We start from the raw sequence: 18329 nt of genomic DNA on the forward strand, positions 1-18329 counted from the left end.
ACATGCGGTTTCCTTGATTGGCATCAAGCCCGTTTCCAGGGCTGCGGGATAACCTCGAATAAACCATCGCCCCGATGAAGAGGGCGACCGAGGAACCCCATGATTTATCCGCTGTTTCTGACCTTGCACCTGTTTGCCGCGCTGGTTTTCATCGGCACGGTTTTCTTCGAAGTCCTGTTCCTGGAGAGCATCCGCAAACAACTGCCCATCAAGGTCATGGTGCTGCTGGAGCAAGGCATCAGCCAACGCGCCCGGCAGTTGATGCCGTGGGTGCTGCTGGTGCTGTTCGGCGCGGGCATTGGCATGGTCTCGCTGCGCTATTGGCCGGTGCTCTCGTCGCCGTTGCAGTCATCCTTCGGTTTGCTGCTGGGGCTCAAGATCCTGTTGGCGGGCAGTGTGCTGGGCCATTTCCTCTGGGCCATGTGGCTGTTCAGGAGTGGGCGCATGAACGCCCGCTACGTGCACGTCATCCATGCCAGCGTCTTCTTGCACATGGTCGCGATCGTGCTGCTGGCCAAGGCCATGTTCTACGTCACCTGGTAAGCGCTGGCGCGTGGTTCCAAGGCGCTTGATACAGGTCAAGGTGCCCCGGCGGGTTACCCCGCAAACTGCTCCCGCACTGCCACTCGGAGATTGTCATGTTCGACCCGTTCCATACCCTCGGTGAGCGACCTTCGGGCCTCGCGTCTGTGGTGGCTGATTTCGATTGTCCGGTCGGTACACGTAGATTCCACACAGGCATCGGTTCGCTCGACCTGCTTCGAGGGTTGCGCAGCAGCCGTCAGAAACGACGGCCCTTGTCCCTGGCGGTGCACCTGCCTTCGCGCTTGCGGCTGGCGTCGTGTTCGCCCCTGGCCAGTGACTGCCGGTGCGGCGAGATCGAGGGTTATCTGCAACGTCTGACGTATGAGATGGGGTTGGTCGGTTGCCACTTGGGCGCAGGGCGGCGCGTCGAGCAGTTTTGCCTGACCGGTGGCACACCGGTGATCGCTCATCTGCAGAAGTTGATGAGTGACCTGCGCAAGCGCTTCGACTTCAGTGAATACGACGGTGGCGACCACAGTATCGAGGTGGACCTGCACCACACGGATTGGTCGACCATGGGCCTGATCCGTGACCAGGGTTTCACCCATGTCAGCATCGGCGTCCCCGACATTGGCGTCGACAGCGACCTGTCGGTCGATTGCTACCAGAATCCGGCTCCGATCCATTCGTTGATCGATGCGGCGCGCACGTTTGGTTTTCGCTCCATCAACATTGACCTGGGCTACGGTCACGCTTGGCAGACGCCCAGCAGTTTCGCCCTGAAACTGGCGACGTTGATCGAACTGGAACCGGACCGGTTGCACATTTTCGACTATGCCCGCGCGCCTTATCGTTACCGCTCGAAGAACGCCGGGGTGGCCGGTGCCTTTTGCAGCCCGGCCGACAAGGACGCCATGCGGCGGATCTGCTGCGAGCAACTGATTGGCGCCGGTTATCACTACATCGGCCTGGGCCAGTTCGTCAGGGCCGACGATGACCTGGCGGTGGCCCAGGAACACGGACGCCTGCATCGCAATTGCCAGGGTTTTACCCGTCACGGTTGCTGTGATCATGTGGGCTTCGGTCTGTCCGCCATTACTCAGATCGAGCACCTGTACGTACAGAACACCGACGACCTGCATCAATATTGCCAACAGCTGGATGCCGGGCAGTTGCCGGTGTGTCGCGGCTGGCGCTGTGAAGCGCAGGATCAGGTCAAGGCGAGCGTGACCGAGCAGCTGTCCTGTGATCTGGAGCTGGATATCCTGGCCATCGAGGCACGCTTCGGCCTGGTGTTTCGCGAGCATTTCGCGTCTGTCTGGCCGTCGCTGGAAGTGTTGCATGACCAGGGATTGATCGAACTGTCGAGCCGGTTTATCGGCATCCTGCCCGCCGGGCGCTTGAACGTCGATGCGATCTGCAATCTGTTCGACCCAGGAATGGATGACGCAGGCCCACACCCTTTTGAAAAGTTGAACCCATCATGAATGCTGTATCCGGTTTCAATCGTGCCTTGGTGGAGAAATACGACCGCCCGGGGCCGCGCTACACCTCTTATCCGACGGCGCCGCAGTTCCACCAGGCCTTTGCCATGGACGAATACCAGCAGGCTGCCCAGCGCAGCAACCAGGCGCCGCAGCCCAAGTCGTTATCGGTGTACATCCATATCCCGTTCTGCCAGAGCCTCTGCTATTACTGCGCGTGCAACAAGATCATCACGCGCAAAAGCCATCGTGCCGTCGAATACCTGACCTACCTCAAGCGCGAAATTGCCCTGCAGGCGAGCTTGTTCGATCGCTCGCGCAAACTGACCCAACTGCATCTGGGCGGGGGCACGCCGACTTACCTGACCCATGAGCAACTGGCCGACCTGATGGACTGCCTGCACCAGTCGTTCGACATGGACGACAGCGACGCCCATGAGTTTTCCATCGAGGTCGATCCGCGGACCATCGATGCGCAACAGATCCAAGGCTTGCGCCAGCTGGGGTTCAACCGCCTGAGCTTTGGCGTCCAGGATTTCGATGCCCAGGTGCAGATCGCCGTCAATCGAGTGCAAAGCGAAGCCCAGGTCGTCGAGCTGGTGGAGGCCGCGCGCCTGGCGCGCTTCAAGTCGGTCAGCGTCGATCTGATCTATGGCCTGCCTTTGCAGACCATCGCCAGTTTCGATGTCACCTTGAGCAAGATCATCGCCCTGCGTCCGGACCGGATCGCGGCCTACAGCTACGCCCACCTGCCGCAACGTGTGCGGGCGCAACGGATGATCCGGCCAGAAGACATGCCGCCGCCAGAGCGCAAGCTGGAGTTGCTCGAGCTGACCATCAATCGCCTGACTGAAGCCGGCTACGTCTATATCGGCATGGACCACTTTGCCTTGCCGGATGACGAACTGGTACGCGCCCGCGCCCAGGGCAGCCTGCAGCGCAATTTCCAGGGTTACTCCACCCACGCCGACTGCGACCTGATTGGCCTGGGGGTGTCCTCGATCGGCAAGGTGGGCGACAGCTACAACCAGAACGTCAAGGAGCTTTCCCAGTATTACGCCCGGTTGGATCAAGGCTTGTTGGCGGTGCAGCGTGGTTATCGGCTGAGCAACGACGATCGCCTGCGGCGCGAGGTCATCAGCGAACTGATGTGTCACGCACGCATCGACTTCGGCCTGATCGAGCGCGCCCACGGCATTCGATTTACCGAGTACTTCGCCGATGCCTTGGACCGACTCCAGGAGCTAGTGCGCGACGGACTGCTGGACCTTCGCGACGACAAGCTGGTGTTGTTGCCCCAGGGGCAATTGATGATGCGCAACGTGGCCATGGCTTTCGACGCGTACCTGGGGGCGGACCAGACGGTTCAGTATTCGCGTACGGTCTGAAAACCGCTCTTGTGGCGAGGGAGTTATCTTCCGGGCTGCAAAGCCCTTTTCAGAAACGCCGCCGTCCGGCTTTCCCGGCAGGCTGCGACTTCCTCCGGAGCCCCGCAGGCCACGACGTTCCCACCTTGGGAACCTGCGCCCGGGCCGATGTCGATGACCCAGTCACTCTGTGCCACGACGCGCATGTCATGTTCCACCACAACCACCGTGTGACCGTCCTCCACCAGGCGATTCAACTGTACCAGCAAGCGGTCGACGTCTTGGGGGTGCAGCCCGTTGGTGGGCTCATCCAACACATACAACGTCGCCCCCCGGGCCTTGCGCTGCAGTTCTGTCGCCAGCTTGATCCGCTGGGCTTCGCCGCCGGACAGTTCCGTGGCCGGTTGGCCCAGGCGCAGGTAGCCCAACCCGATATCCTGCAGCACCTGCAATGAGCGCCTGGCCGCCGCTTGCTCGGCAAACACCTCGAGTGCCTGGTTCACGGTCAGTTGCAGCACTTGGGAAATGTTCAAGCCCTGCCAGTTCACTTCCAGGGTCTGCGGGTTGTAGCGCGCCCCGTGGCAAGTGGGGCAGGGCGCGTACACGCTGGGCATGAACAGCAATTCCACACTGACGAAACCCTCGCCCTCACAGGTCTCGCAACGGCCCTTGGCGACGTTGAAGGAAAACCGTCCGGCATCGAATCCCAGTGCTTGCGCCTGCGCTGTCGCGGCAAACAGTTTGCGCACGTGATCGAACAGCCCGGTGTAGGTGGCGAGGTTGGAGCGCGGGGTGCGGCCGATGGGTTTCTGGTCCACCTGCACCAGCCGCCTGACCGCCTCAAGCCCAGCGCTAACGCGTCCGCCGCTGGTTTGCACGGGTTCGTCTTCCAGGCTTTGTTCATCGGGTTCGGCGTTGGGGCTGGCCTGGCCCAGGTGGGCGCCGACCAGATCCAACAGGGCCTGGCTGACGAGGCTGGATTTGCCTGAGCCGGAGATGCCGGTCACGGCGGTGAAGCAACCCAAGGGAAAGGCCGCGCTCAAGTTGTCGAGGTTGTTGCGGGTGATGCCTTCCAGGCGCAGCCAATCCCTGGGTGTCCGAGGGCTGCGTGCCATAACGTGTTCCTCGCCAAAGAGGTAGGCGCGGGTGCGTGATTCCGGCACTTGGCCGAGGCCTGACGGCGGACCGCTGTAGAGGACTTTCCCGCCTTGTTCGCCGGCGTCCGGGCCGACGTCGATGAGCCAGTCGGCCCGGCGCATGGTATCGAGGTCATGTTCGACCACAAACACCGAGTTGCCCGCTGCCTTGAGGCGTTGCAGGGCGCCAAACAGCGCCTCGCTGTCGGCCGGATGCAGGCCGGCGGAGGGTTCGTCCAGCACGTAGATCACCCCGAACAACTGGGAATTGAGCTGGGTCGCCAGGCGCAGGCGTTGCAGTTCGCCGGACGAAAGCGTCGGCGTGCTGCGTTCCAGGGCGAGGTAGCCCAGGCCCAGGTCGATCAGGGTGACGATCCGTTCCAGCAGCTCGGCGGCGATGCGTTGGGCGGCCAGGCGTTTCTCCAGGGAGAGATTGGGTGTGTGGCGCGCGTCGGGCCCACCCGCGTGCGGGTTGTCGCCCCTGGCGGCGCGTTGCTCGCGGGCTTTTCGGGTTTGCTGGTGGCTGAGGACGTCGCCCGTTTCTTCGGCCTGTTCCAGGTAGTCGGGTGCCAGGACGCGCTTGAGCACTTCGGCCAACTCAAGCAGCGGCAGGTGCGACAGCTCGGCGATGTCCAGGCCGGCAAAGGTCACCGTCAACGCCTGGCGTTTGAGCCGCTTGCCTTCGCACACGGGGCAGGGGCTGGCGCGCATGTATTGCGCCACGCGTTTGCGCATCTGCGCGCTTTGGGAGTGCATGAAGGTGTGCAGCAAGTAGCGTCGGGCGCCACTGAACGTGCCCTGGTAGCTCGGTTCGAGCTTGCGTTTGAGAGCAGCGCGGGTCTGGGCCGGGGTGAGCCCGGCGTATACGGGAACGGTAGGGGTTTGTTCGGTGAAGAGAATCCAGTCCCGCTGCTGCTTCGGCAGGTCGCGCCAGGGGATGTCGACGTCATAGCCCAGGGTCACCAGGATGTCCCGCAGGTTCTGCCCCTGCCAAGCCATGGGCCAGGCGGCCACGGCGCGCTCGCGGATGGTCAGCGACGGGTTCGGCACCATGGAGGCTTCGGTCACCTCATAGACCCGGCCCAGGCCATGGCATTCCTGGCAGGCACCTTGTGGCGTGTTGGGCGAGAAGTCTTCGGCATAGAGCATCGGTTGGTCGGCCGGGTAGCTGCCGGCGCGGGAGTAAAGCATGCGAATCAGGCTCGACAGAGTGGTGACGCTGCCCACCGATGAGCGTGCGCTGGGGGTGCCGCGCTGTTGCTGCAAGGCGACTGCCGGCGGCAGGCCCTCGATGCTGTCCACGTCCGGCACGCCGACCTGGTCGATCAGGCGCCGTGCGTAGGGTGCGACGGACTCGAAATAACGACGCTGTGCTTCGGCGTAGAGCGTGGAGAAGGCCAGCGATGACTTGCCGGACCCCGACACACCGGTGAACACCACCAGGGCATCGCGGGGGATATCCACGTCGACGTTCTTGAGGTTGTGTTCGCGGGCGCCACGCACCCGGACGAAACCGGTGCCTTGCGGCAAGTCAGCGGTTGAAGCGGGGGCGTGGCGCGGGGGCATCGGGCATTCCTTGTGGACGTTGGTGCAACGTTTCAGGGCGTTATGGCGCTGCATTATGGCGATGGCAGAGTGGACTGGACCAGGATACCAACGGTGAACATGGCACAAAAGTGGGCACGGTCCTGTGGCGAGGGAGCTTGCTCCCGCTGGGGTGCGAAGCGCCCCTAATGAAGTTGATGACTCACAGCAATGACAGGCTTTAGGGCTGCTGCGCAGCCCAGCGGGAGCAAGCTCCCTCGCCACAAAGCGGTATGGCCCACATCCACGACCTTGTCATGGAAGACCTTTGTGGCGAGGCTTAAGTTTTTTCCCAAGTTGATTTCAATCAAGGGCCGAAGATGGGGCCGGCCCCTACCATGATCGCCAAGATCCTGTCTTTAAGCCCTGGCGTCCATGACCCCTCCCTTTGTGATGCTGCACCTATCCCGCTTCTGGCTCCGTGGACTGTTCGTTTTCCTGCTGTTGTTCACGGGCCTGGCCCAGGCCAAGGACTACGGCGACACCCCGCAACAGCGCATCCACCATGTCCTGGGCCAGACCGACGCGATCTCCGAGCCCGAAGGGCGGTTCAAGGTGCGCACGCTGTCCGCTGCCGGCAAGGTCCTGGGCTATGTGTTCCAGAGCCTGGACGTGGTGGACATTCCCGCCTATTCCGGCAAGCCGATCAACGTCCAGGTCATTCTCGATCCTGCAGGGGTGATCCTCGATGCCTATGTGCTCGAACACCATGAGCCGATTCTGCTGATCGGCATCGCCGAAGAAAAACTCCACGCGTTCAGCGCGCGCTACAGCGGCATCAAGGTCAACCAGCGGGTGGTGGTGGGGCATTCCAGCGACCCGAATGCCGTGACCGTGGATGCCATCGCCGGGGCTACCGTGACGGCGATGGTGGTCAACGAAGTCATCATGCGTGCCGCCCACGATGTCGCGGTGTCCCTGGGCCTGGTCAAGGGCGATGCGGGATTGGCCGTGGCGCCGGCTCGTGTGCGCGAGGACATCTACGAGCCCGCCGACTGGAAGACCCTGACCGGCAACGGCGCTGTACGGCGCCTGCACCTGACTCGCGCTCAAGTAGACGCCACCTTCAAAGGCACCGACGCCGAACAGGTCGAAGTTGCCAGCGCCGCCCAGGCCGACGACACGTTCATCGACCTGTACGTCACCCACCTCAACCCGCCCACCATTGGCCGCAATCTGTTGGGCGATGGGCAATATCGCACGCTGATGAGCGAGCTCAAACCCGGCGAACAAGCCATTGCCGTGATGGGCAGCGGGCGCTATTCCTTCAAGGGCTCGGGTTATGTGCGCGGCGGCATTTTCGACCGGGTGCTGGTGCGTCAGTTCGGCGACGTCATCAGTTTCCGTGACATGGACTTCCAGCGCCTGGATGACGTGGCCGCCGAGGACATGCCTGAGTTCGACGAAATGGCGGTGTTCATCGTTCGCGCGTCCCACCGTTTCGACCCCGGTTCGCCTTGGAGCCTGGAGCTGCTGATCCGCCGCCAGACCGGGCCGGTCAGCGGTATTTTCAGCAGCTTCGAGCTGGCCTATCAATTGCCGGAGCCCTACCTGGAGCGGCCATTGCCGACCGCCGAGCAACTGGCGGCCGCCGAAGAAGCGAGCCGGCCGATGTGGCTGACGCTCTGGTATCAGAAAAGTGTCGAAATCATCGTGCTTGGCGTAGCCCTGCTGGTGCTGACGGCGATCCTGTTTTTCCAGGATTCACTGGCCCGGCGGCCGACGCTGTTGCACTGGCTGCGCCGCGGCTACCTGGTCTTCACCGTGGTGTTTCTGGGCGGCTACGCCTTGGCGCAGTTGTCGGTGGTCAACGTGCTGACCTTCGTCCACGCCTTGTTCGAAGGCTTTCGCTGGGAACTGTTTCTCACCGATCCGCTGATCTTCATTCTCTGGGTGTTCACCGCCGGCAGCATTCTGCTGTGGGGACGTGGGGTGTTCTGCGGCTGGCTGTGTCCGTTCGGCGCGTTACAGGAGTTGATCAACGAACTGGCGCGCAAGCTCAAGGTGCCCCAATACGAGTTGCCGTTCGCCGTGCATGAGCGGCTCTGGGCGATCAAGTACATCATTTTGCTGGTGCTGTTCGGCGTTTCGCTGGAGTCGATGGCCACCGCCGAGCGGCTGGCCGAAGTGGAGCCCTTCAAGACCGCCATCACCCTCAGATTCGACCGCCAGTGGTGGTTCGTGGCGTACGCCGTGGGCCTGCTGGTGATCAACCTGTTTACTCGCAAGGTCTATTGCCGCTACGTCTGCCCGCTGGGCGCGGCCCTGGCGATGCCGACCCGGCTGCGGCTGTTCGACTGGCTCAAGCGCCGCAAGGAATGTGGCAACCCCTGTCAGCTGTGCGCCAAGGAATGCGAGATCCAGGCGATTCATCCCGATGGCCGGATCAATGCCAACGAATGCCATTACTGCCTCGACTGCCAGATGACCTGGCACAACGAAAACAAATGTCCGCCGCTGATCAACAAGCGCAAGAAGCGCGGCAAGGCGGCCGTGAGCGATCCGCAACTGATTCCCGTGGTGCAGGTGAACCCGGCGCCTTGAGGCCCCCAATGGCCTGTCCCTTGACCGTTTCATTCTTCATGGAGCACACAGCATGAGCGATAAAAAAAACCAAACCCCGGGCGTGGTGGAAGAACCCAGGGGTGTCAGCCGGCGCAGTTTTCTCGGCACTGGCGCGGTAACCGGTGCCGTACTGGCCGGCGCGACGGCGCTGGGGGCCGGGACGTTCACCCGTGAGTCCTGGGCTGCGGCGGCCAAGGAGGCCAAGTCCAAGATTCACGTCGGGCCTGGGGAGCTGGACGAATACTATGGTTTCTGGAGCGGCGGCCACCAGGGCGAGGTGCGGGTGCTAGGTGTGCCATCGATGCGTGAGCTGATGCGTATCCCGGTGTTCAACGTCGACTCGGCCACCGGTTGGGGCCTGACCAACGAAAGCAAGCGCATCCTGGGCGACAGCGCCAAGTACCAGAACGGCGATTGCCACCACCCGCACATCTCCATGACCGACGGCAAGTACGACGGCAAATACCTGTTCATCAACGACAAGGCCAACTCGCGGGTCGCGCGTATTCGCCTGGACATCATGAAGTGCGACAAGATCCTCACCGTGCCCAACGTGCAAGCCATCCACGGCCTGCGCCTGCAAAAGGTGCCGTACACCAAGTACGTGTTCGCCAACGCTGAGTTCGTGATCCCGCACCCCAACGACGGCCATACCTTCGACCTGCAGGACAAAAACAGCTTCACGATGTTCAACGCCATCGATGCCGAGAAAATGGAAATGGCGTTCCAGGTGATCGTCGACGGCAACCTGGACAACTCCGATGCTGACTACACCGGCAAATACGCCGCCAGCACCTGCTACAACTCCGAGAAGGCCTACGACCTGGGCGGCATGATGCGCAACGAGCGCGACTGGGTGGTGGTGTTCAACATCCCGCGCATCGAGGCGGCGATCAAGGCCGGCAAGTTCATCAACCTGGACGGCTCCAAGGTGCCGGTGGTCGATGGCCGCAAGATCGATGGCAAGGACTCCGAATTCACCCGCTACATTCCCGTGCCGAAGAACCCCCACGGGCTCAATACCTCGTCGGACGGTAAATACTTCATCGCCAACGGCAAGCTGTCGCCTACGGTCTCGATGATCGCCATCGATCGCCTGGACGATTTGTTCGCCGACCGCTTCAAGGACCCACGCGAAGTGATCGTCGCCGAGCCGGAACTGGGGCTCGGGCCATTGCACACCACGTTCGACGGGCGCGGCAATGCCTACACCACCTTGTTCATCGACAGCCAGGTGGTGAAGTGGAACATGGACGAGGCCATCCGCGCCTACAAGGGCGAAAAGATCAATTACATCAAGCAGAAACTCGACGTCCAATACCAGCCTGGCCATAACCATGCGTCTCTCACCGAAACCAGCGAGGCGGACGGCAAGTGGTTGGTGGTGTTGTGCAAATTCTCCAAGGACCGCTTCCTGCCCACCGGCCCGCTGCACCCGGAGAACGATCAACTGATCGACATTTCCGGTGAAGAAATGAAGCTGGTGCACGACGGCCCGGCCTTCGCCGAACCGCATGACTGTATTCTCGCGCGGCGCGATCAGATCAAGACCCAGAAGATCTGGAACCGCAACGATCCGTTTTTCGCCGACACCGTGGCCCGGGCGAAGAAGGACGGCATCAACCTGGAAACCGACAACAAGGTCATCCGCGACGGCAACAAGGTGCGGGTGTACATGACGTCGATGGCGCCGGCCTACGGCCTGACGGAGTTCACCGTCAAACAAGGCAATGAGGTGACGGTGACCATCACCAACATCGACCAGATCGAGGACGTGTCCCACGGCTTTGTCATGACCAACCATGGCGTCAGCATGGAGATCAGTCCGCAACAGACCTCATCCATCACCTTCACCGCCGACAAGGCCGGCTTGCACTGGTACTACTGCAGCTGGTTCTGCCACGCGCTGCACATGGAGATGGTCGGGCGCATGCTGGTTGAAAAGGCCTGAGTCATTCACTAGGGAGACAGGCGCAATGACCGGGAATATGCAGCATCCAAACGTTCGTCGACTGGTCATTGCCCTGGTGTTCAGCCTGCTGTCGGGCGGCGTGCTCGGCGCGCCGCAGCCGATCACCGATTTGCCTTTGCAGGCCGAGGGCGACCAGCAATGGCGCCTGCCTGCGGGCCAGTACCGGGGCTCGTTCAGCATCGACCAGCCCATGACCCTCACGTGTGCGCCGGATGCGGTATTCCAGGGCCTGGGCGAGGGCAATGGCGTGATCATTCGCGCCCCGAACGTGCGGGTCCAGGGATGTACGTTCCTGGACTGGGGCCACGACCTGACGGCCATGAACGCGGCCGTGTTCATCCAACCGGTTGCCCAAGGAGCGGTGGTGCGTGGCAACCGGATGCAGGGCCAGGGCTTCGGTATCTGGGTCGATGGCACGCGGGACGTCAGCCTGATCGACAACCGCATCCAGGGCGACCCCAGCCTGCGCTCCCAGGACCGTGGCAATGGCATCCATTTGTATGCCGTACACGGCGCCCGGGTCATCGGTAACCAGGTGCGCGAAACCCGCGATGGCATCTACATCGACACCTCCAGCGGCAACCTGCTCCAGGGCAATGTCCTGGAGGACCTGCGCTACGGCGTGCATTACATGTTCGCCAACGATAACCGTCTGCTGGATAACGTCACCCGGCGTACCCGCACCGGTTATGCCTTGATGCAAAGCCGCCAGTTGACGGTCATCGGCAATCGCTCCGAACAGGATCAGAACTACGGGATCCTGATGAACTACATCACCTATTCGACCCTGCGCGACAACTTCGTCACCGACGTGCGCGACGGGTCCACCGGCGACACCATGATCACCGGCGCCGAGGGCAAGGCCCTGTTCATCTACAACTCATTGTTCAACCGCATCGAAGGCAACCATTTCGAGCGCAGCGCCGTGGGTATCCACCTGACGGCGGGCTCGGAGGATAACCGCATCGCCGGCAATGCCTTCGTCCACAACCAGCGCCAGGTCAAATACGTGGCCACGCGGTTGCAGGAATGGTCGGTGGATGGCCGCGGCAATTACTGGAGCGACTACCTGGGTTGGGATCGCAATGGCGATGGCTTGGGCGATGTCGCCTATGAACCCAACGACAACGTCGATCGCCTGCTGTGGCTGTATCCCCAGGTGCGCTTGTTGATGAATAGCCCGGGGATCGAACTGCTGCGTTGGGTGCAGCGAGCCTTCCCGGTGATGAAATCCCCCGGGGTGATGGACAGCCATCCGCTGATGGAAACGCCTGTCCAGCCCCCGCCACGCAACAGTGCCCAGGAGGACGCGTCTTGAACGTCGTCGAGATCGAAGGCGTCAGCCAGTACTATGGCGATGTCGCCGTGCTGCGCGGGCTGGACTTGAACCTGGCCCAGGGCGAAGTGCTCGGCCTGTTCGGGCATAACGGTGCGGGCAAGACCACCACGATGAAGCTGATCCTCGGTTTGCTGCGGGCCAGCGAGGGGCAGGTGCGTGTCTTCGGCCGCGCGCCCAGTGACCCGAGCGTGCGGCAGATGCTCGGTTATCTGCCCGAGAACGTGATGTTCTATCCGCAATTGAGCGGGCTGGAAACCTTGCGCCATTTTGCCCGGCTCAAAGGCGCTGCACCGGAGCAGGTGCAGCGTTTGCTGGAAGAGGTCGGGCTGGCGGGTGCCGCGACACGACGCGTGAAGACGTATTCCAAGGGCATGCGCCAGCGTCTCGGCCTGGCCCAGGCGCTGCTCGGCCAACCGCGCCTGCTATTGCTGGATGAACCGACCGTGGGCCTGGACCCCATCGCCACCCAGGACCTCTATCAGTTGCTCGACCGCCTGCGTTGGCAGGGCACCAGCATCATTCTCTGTTCTCATGTCCTGCCTGGCGTGGAAGCTCACATCAACCGCGCCGCGATTCTCACCCGGGGTCGCCTGTTGGCCCTGGGCAGCCTGGCCCGCCTGAGGGAGGACGCCGGGTTGCCGACACTGATCCGCGCCTCGGGCCTGTCGCGGGCCGATTGGCTTCGCCAGCATTGGCGCAGTGAAGGGCACGCCACCCAAGGCTGGGGCGCCGAAGGGGTACAGGTGTCCGCGCCGGATGGCAGCAAGCTTAAATTGCTGCGCCAGTTACTGGCCCAGGATGACCCGTCGGATGTCGAGATCAAGCCGCCGTCGCTGGAGGATTTGTACCGTCATTACATGGTCCGTGCCGCGGCCGAGGAGACCCGCCTATGAATCCGGTCTGGAACATGGCTCGCAAGGAATTCAGCGATGGCCTGCGCAATCGCTGGTTGTTGGCGATCAGTCTGTTGTTCGCGGTGCTGGCGATCGGCATCGCCTGGCTCGGCGCGGCGGCGTCCGGTCAACTGGGGTTCACCTCGGTGCCGGCCACGGTGGCGAGCCTGTCCAGCCTGGCGACCTTCCTGATGCCGCTGATTGCCTTGCTGTTGGCCTATGACGCGATTGTCGGCGAGGACGAGAGCGGCACCTTGCTGCTGTTGCTGACCTACCCGTTGGGCCGCGGACAATTGCTGCTGGGCAAGTTCGTGGGGCACGGCTTGATCCTGGCCCTGGCCACCTTCATCGGTTTTGGCTGCGCGATGCTGGCTATCGCCCTGTTGGTGGACGATGTCCAGTTGAGCCTGCTGCTCTGGGCCTTCGGTCGCTTCATGGTGTCCAGCACGCTGCTGGGCTGGGTGTTCCTCGGGTTGGCCTATGTGCTGAGCAGCTTGTCGGCAGAGAAATCCACCGCGGCCGGATTGGCGCTGGGGGTGTGGTTTTTCTTCGTGCTGGTGTTCGACCTGGCGTTGCTGGCATTGCTGGTGCTGAGCGAAGGGCGCTTCAGCCCGGAACTGTTGCCATGGCTGCTGCTGTTCAACCCTACCGACGTGTATCGGCTGATCAACCTGTCCGGGTTCGATGCGGCGTCCAGCGGCGCCGCGGTGTTGACCTTGGGCAGCGACCTGCCGGTGTCGGCGCCTTTGCTCTGGCTGTGCCTGGGCCTGTGGATGGCGGTGCCGTTGTGGCTGGCCTATCGGTTGTTCAATCGCCGATGCCCGTGAATTTCAATCTTGATAAGGGAGCATGCAACGATGAACAGGGTGTATTTCAAGGCGGGTCGCCTTTGGGTCGGGGTATTGATGTGCCTGGCACTGGCGGCTTGCGGCAAGGCCGAGCCACCCGCGGCCAGCGAGGCGGCGCTGGCGTTCCATCCCGGTGACGAGTGCCATGTGTGCGGCATGGTCATCACTGACTTTCCCGGGCCCAAGGGCGCGGCGGTCGGGGCAGGGGGCGTAAAGAAATTCTGCTCGCCGGCGGAGATGCTGGGCTGGTGGTTGCAGCCGGAAAACCATCGGGCCGACGTCAAGCTGTATGTCCACGACATGGGCCGCAGCCATTGGGACACACCGGATGACGCCCACCTGATCGACGCCCGGACCGCCTACTTCGTCATCGGCAGCGGGCTCAAGGGCGCCATGGGCGTCGTCCTGGCTTCGTTCTCCGACGCCCAGGCGGCACAAAAACTCGCCAGCGATACCGGCGGCCGGGTGCTGCGCCTGGAAGACATCGACCAGAAACTGCTGGGGCAGGCGACCGCCATGTCGCCGATGAGTCACTGATATTGCCTGCACACCGAACCGCCTTTGTGGTGAGGGGATTTAGCGAAACGTCGCACCGCCCCGCTGGGCTGCGAAGCAGCCCTGAGACTTGACAGCGCGCTGTGTCAGGTTGACTGCATTCAATTTGCTTGGGGCTGCTTCGCAACCCAGCGGGAGCAAGCTCCCTCGCCACAAAGGTATTCCATATCAGGGGTGTAGATGTTGGCGGCGGCGTCGTGTGCGCCGATCTTCTCATCCCATGGAAGCGTCCACCCGCTACCCAAGTAGCATACGTCGACTCGACGCGGCTTCGTACACTCAGGGCTCCTATCACGCACCCGTCGGAGGCGAAGATGCAGCAGGCCCAGAGCGAAGGTGTGGTGAGCGCCATGTCCCAGGCCACGGACGTCCAGCAGGTGGCCCAGGAGTTGGCGCGGCAGTTGTTGCACCCGCACCTGGGCTTCGTGCTGTTTTTCTGTTCCGCCGAATATGACCTGCCGGCCTTGGGCCAGGCGCTGTCCCAGAGTTTCGGTGGGATTCGCCTGGTGGGCTGTACCAGCGCCGGTGAAATCACCGCGCAAGGTTATGGTCGCAACTGCGTGACGGCGGTGGGTTTCGATCACCGGCACTTTTCCATCGCCGCCGAACTGATCGGCGAGATGGAGCACTTCAGCCTGATCGACGCCCAGCAAATGGTCGAGCGTCTGGCGAGTGGCTGTCGCAGCAACGCCCTGGCCCCGATCAAGGGCCACAGCTTCGCCTTGACCCTGCTCGATGGCCTGTCCAGCCGCGAGGAAATGGTGCTGGCAGCCTTGAGCGCCGCGCTGGGAGACATCCCGCATTTCGGCGGGTCGGCCGGCGATGACAACTACCTGACTCACACCCACGTGTACTTCGAAGGCCAGTTCCACAGTGGCGCGGCCGTGGTGGTGCTGATCAACACCTGGCTGGAATTCGAAGTCTTCACCACCCATCACATCCTGCCCCGGGAGGAGAAATTGGTGGTGACCGGCGCCGACAGCGCCTCGCGACGGGTCTACGAGCTCAACGCCGAACCCGCCGCCGAAGAATACGCCCGGCACATCGGCGTGCCGGTGAGCGCCCTCGACTACCGGGTCTTCGCCGCCCATCCACTGGCGGTGCGCATCAACGACCAGTACTACGTGCGCGCCATCCAGCAGGTGCATCCGGACTTGAGCCTGAGTTTCTACTGTGCGGTGGAGAACGGCATTGTCCTCACCGCCATGACCCCCGGGCCCTTGCTGCACAACCTGCAAACCTTGTTCGACGGTTTGCAGGCACGCCTCGGCGACTTGCTGCTGACCATCGGCTGCGATTGCTTTCTCCGGCGCCTGGAGCTGGAAGATCGCGGCGGCCTGGAGCAGATCGGCCAGTTCCTGCGCGAACAACGGGTGATGGGGTTCAACACCTATGGAGAACAGTTCAATGGCATGCACATCAACCAGACGTTCACCGGAGTTGCCATTGCCCGACATCGCGTCCCCGGCCATCGCTGAGCTGCAGGCCCAGCTCGCTGCCCAGCAGCATGAAAACCGCAAGTTGCGGCGCATCAATGAGGCGCTGATCGAACGGGTGGAGTCCGGCGTAACTCGGGGCAACGACCCGTACGCGGCGTTCCAGCACTCGGTGGTGCTGGCCGAGCAGGTGCGCGAGCGCACCGATGCATTGAACCAGGCCATGGCCGAACTCAAGGCCGGCAATCACTTGCTGGGCGAGGCGCGGCTGCGGGCGGAAACCGCCCACCGGCATCTGATCGACGCCATCGAAAGCATCTCCGATGCGTTTGTGCTGTTCGACGAGCAGCAACGTATTGTCCTGTTCAACAGCCGCTTCAAGGCCTTCTGGGCCAACAGCCGGGTGCGCATCATCGCCGGCATGCGCCTTTCCGAGGTCAAGCGCTTGATGACCGCCAACGGGCTGTTCAGCGAAGAGCCCCGGGGCCAGGCCGACGAGCATGTGCTGTATCGCTTGCAGAACGGACGTTGGTTGCAAGTCAGCGAGCGGCCGACCCAGGAGGGCGGGCGGGTGATCCTGTTTACCGACATCACTGACGTCAAGCTCAGCGAAACCGTGCGTCGCGAGCAGGCCATCGCGCAGAAATCCCACCTGTTGCAGCGGGCGGTGGACAATCTGTCCCAGGGCGTGGCGATGGTCAATGCCCAAGGCGTGCTAGAGCTTTGGAACCGGCGCTTCCTGGAACTCAGCGGCTTGGCTCCGGTAGCGGCCCACCGGCCGTTCAACGAAGTGATTGCCGACAGTGAGTTGCAACTGCTGACCCCGGCCAGTCGCGACAGCAACGGCCGGCTGATCCACGAATCCGAGCAGCGCCTGTCCGATGGCCGGGTCCTGGAGATCCGAACGCATCCCTTGCCCACTGGCGGCTACGTCAACACCTTCACCGACATCACCGAACGCTACCAGCACGCCGAAGCCCTGAGCGAAAGCGAGCGCTGGATCCGCCTGATCACCGACCATGTGCCGGCGCTGATCGCCTACCTCAACGCCGACCTGGTCTACGAGTTCACCAACAAGGTCTACGAGCAATGGTATTGCTGGCCCCGTGGCGTGATGCTCGGCCAGAGCCTGCGCGAGGCCCACAGCGAGCAGCATTACCAGCGCCTGGAAGCCTACGTGGCCCGGGCGTTGGCGGGCGAGAGCGTGACGTTTGAATTCGCCGAAACCAACATCAACAACCAGGAGCGCTACATGCTGCGCTCCTATGTACCCAACCGCCTGGCCAACGGTGAAGTGGTGGGGATTTTCGTGCTGATCCGCGACATCACCGAACGCCGGCGCACCGCCGAAGCGCTGCACCAGGCCTACCAGAACCTGGAACAGCGGGTCCAGGAACGGACCGCCGAACTGACTACGCTCAATGACCAGTTGCTGCGCGAGATCGACGAGCGCAGCCGGGTGGAATTGCGCCTGCGGGAGGCCAAGCGCGAGGCCGAGCAGGCCAACCTGTCGAAGACCAAGTTTCTCGCAGCGGTCAGCCATGACCTGCTGCAACCGCTCAACGCTGCCCGGTTGTTCACCAGTGCCTTGCTTGAGCGCCGCGAGCCGGTCGCCAACGCGCAACTGGTGCGTAACGTCAGCAATTCGCTACAGGACGTGGAGAACCTGCTGGGCACCCTGGTGGACATCTCCAAGCTGGACGCCGGGGTGATCAAGGCCGACGTCGCGCCGTTCGGCCTCAGTGAGTTGCTCGACAACCTGGCCGCCGAATACGCCCAGATCGCCCGCAGCGAAGGGCTGGAGCTGCACTTTGTCGGTTGTTCGGTGCTGGTGCGCAGCGACATGCAATTGCTCGCGCGGATCTTGCGCAACCTGCTGAGCAACGCCATTCGTTACACTCCCAGCGGGCGGGTGGTGCTGGGTTGCCGGCGACACCGCCAACGCGTGTCGATCCAGGTCTGGGACAGCGGCATCGGTATTGCCGAGAACCGCCTCGAGGAAATATTCCAGGAGTTCAAGCGTGGCGACGTGCAACGCCCGAACCAGGACCGTGGGTTGGGCCTGGGCCTGGCGATTGTCGAAAAAATCGCCGGGATCCTCGGGCACCGGATCCAGGTGCGCTCTTGGCCGGGCAAGGGCTCGATGTTCTCCATCGACGTGCCGCTGAGCGCCACCGCGCCCAAGCCGCTGCCGTGCCTGGACATGAGCGAGCCGATGCTCGAACGCCTGCGCGGGGCACGGGTCTGGGTGCTGGATAACGATGCAGCGATCTGCGCCGGCATGCGTACGTTGCTGGAGGGCTGGGGTTGCCAGGTAGTGACCGCGTTGTCGGAACAGGACCTGGCCCGCCAAGTGGACAACTACCATGCCGAGGCCGACTTGTTGATCGCCGATTATCATCTGGACAACGATCAGAATGGCGTCGATGCGGTGGCCAGGATCAACGCCCGCCGGGCCTCACCGATCCCGGCCATGATGATCACCGCCAACTACAGCAACGAACTCAAGCAGCAGATCCGCGAACGCGGGCACACCCTGATGCACAAGCCGGTGCGGCCGATGAAGCTCAAGATTGCGATGAGTCATCTGTTGGATCCCTCCCGATCTTGAGCCGAACACTGTTG

Annotated in this window: 12 protein-coding genes; 11 read left to right on the forward strand and 1 reads right to left on the reverse strand. The window is 62.7% G+C overall.

Translation table 11 applies throughout. The features are described 5' to 3' along the window. Nucleotides 1–99: 99 nt before the first annotated feature. The 3 genes from BLU76_RS06495 to hemN all read left to right on the forward strand — a co-directional run bounded on the left by BLU76_RS06495 (nucleotide 100) and on the right by hemN (nucleotide 3397). Nucleotides 100–543 (forward strand): CopD family copper resistance protein, encoded by a 444-nt coding sequence (locus tag BLU76_RS06495; protein WP_092222070.1) that lies wholly within the window; start codon nucleotides 100–102, stop codon nucleotides 541–543. Between the two features lie 95 nt (nucleotides 544–638). Next, nucleotides 639–2012: an oxygen-independent coproporphyrinogen III oxidase gene (locus tag BLU76_RS06500; protein WP_092222072.1), complete on the forward strand. Its 1374-nt coding sequence runs from the start codon at nucleotides 639–641 to the stop codon at nucleotides 2010–2012. Then, nucleotides 2009–3397, forward strand: coding sequence for an oxygen-independent coproporphyrinogen III oxidase (gene hemN / locus BLU76_RS06505; RefSeq protein WP_092222074.1), 1389 nt, complete (start codon nucleotides 2009–2011; stop codon nucleotides 3395–3397). The genes BLU76_RS06500 and hemN overlap by 4 nt, the downstream gene beginning before the upstream one ends. Before the next feature lie 23 nt (nucleotides 3398–3420). Here the strand turns inward: hemN and BLU76_RS06510 are convergent, their stop codons facing one another. After that, the gene (locus BLU76_RS06510; RefSeq protein WP_092222076.1) at nucleotides 3421–6078 is read right to left on the reverse strand and encodes an excinuclease ABC subunit UvrA; all 2658 of its coding nucleotides are present in this window, start codon (nucleotides 6076–6078) and stop codon (nucleotides 3421–3423) included. 393 nt (nucleotides 6079–6471) lie between these two features. Here BLU76_RS06510 and nosR point away from each other — a divergent pair, with 393 nt between their 5' ends. The 8 genes from nosR (at nucleotide 6472) to nahK (ending at nucleotide 18315) form a co-directional block, all read left to right on the forward strand. Then, on the forward strand, nucleotides 6472–8640 hold the full coding sequence (gene nosR / locus BLU76_RS06515) for a transcriptional regulator NosR (protein WP_256572653.1): 2169 nt from the start codon (nucleotides 6472–6474) through the stop codon (nucleotides 8638–8640). Nucleotides 8641–8692: 52 nt separating this feature from the next. Next, nucleotides 8693–10612 carry a TAT-dependent nitrous-oxide reductase gene (nosZ, locus tag BLU76_RS06520; RefSeq protein ID WP_092222080.1) on the forward strand — a complete coding sequence of 640 codons (1920 nt, stop codon included), beginning with the start codon at nucleotides 8693–8695 and terminating at the stop codon, nucleotides 10610–10612. A 25-nt stretch (nucleotides 10613–10637) separates the two neighbouring features. Beyond that, nucleotides 10638–11951 (forward strand): nitrous oxide reductase family maturation protein NosD, encoded by a 1314-nt coding sequence (locus BLU76_RS06525; protein WP_092141447.1) that lies wholly within the window; start codon nucleotides 10638–10640, stop codon nucleotides 11949–11951. Continuing rightward, nucleotides 11948–12865, forward strand: a complete 918-nt coding sequence (locus BLU76_RS06530) for an ABC transporter ATP-binding protein (protein WP_063321461.1) — start codon at nucleotides 11948–11950, stop codon at nucleotides 12863–12865. The genes BLU76_RS06525 and BLU76_RS06530 overlap by 4 nt, the downstream gene beginning before the upstream one ends. Next, entirely contained in the window at nucleotides 12862–13692 is an 831-nt protein-coding gene (locus BLU76_RS06535; protein ID WP_003201419.1) for an ABC transporter permease, read from the forward strand. Before BLU76_RS06530 ends, BLU76_RS06535 begins: the two co-directional genes overlap by 4 nt. 30 nt (nucleotides 13693–13722) lie before the next feature. Further along, nucleotides 13723–14250, forward strand: coding sequence for a nitrous oxide reductase accessory protein NosL (locus tag BLU76_RS06540; RefSeq protein ID WP_092222082.1), 528 nt, complete (start codon nucleotides 13723–13725; stop codon nucleotides 14248–14250). A 332-nt stretch (nucleotides 14251–14582) separates the two neighbouring features. Then, nucleotides 14583–15746: a nitric oxide-sensing protein NosP gene (nosP, locus tag BLU76_RS06545; protein ID WP_063321459.1), complete on the forward strand. Its 1164-nt coding sequence runs from the start codon at nucleotides 14583–14585 to the stop codon at nucleotides 15744–15746. Beyond that, the gene (nahK, locus tag BLU76_RS06550) at nucleotides 15676–18315 is read left to right on the forward strand and encodes a hybrid sensor histidine kinase/response regulator NahK/ErcS' (protein WP_092141438.1); all 2640 of its coding nucleotides are present in this window, start codon (nucleotides 15676–15678) and stop codon (nucleotides 18313–18315) included. The genes nosP and nahK overlap by 71 nt, the downstream gene beginning before the upstream one ends. The last annotated feature ends 14 nt before the right edge of the window (nucleotides 18316–18329 follow it).

The organism is Pseudomonas sp. NFACC08-1 (assembly GCF_900106735.1).
In the GTDB taxonomy this organism is placed as follows: Bacteria; Pseudomonadota; Gammaproteobacteria; order Pseudomonadales; family Pseudomonadaceae; genus Aquipseudomonas; species Aquipseudomonas fluorescens_Q.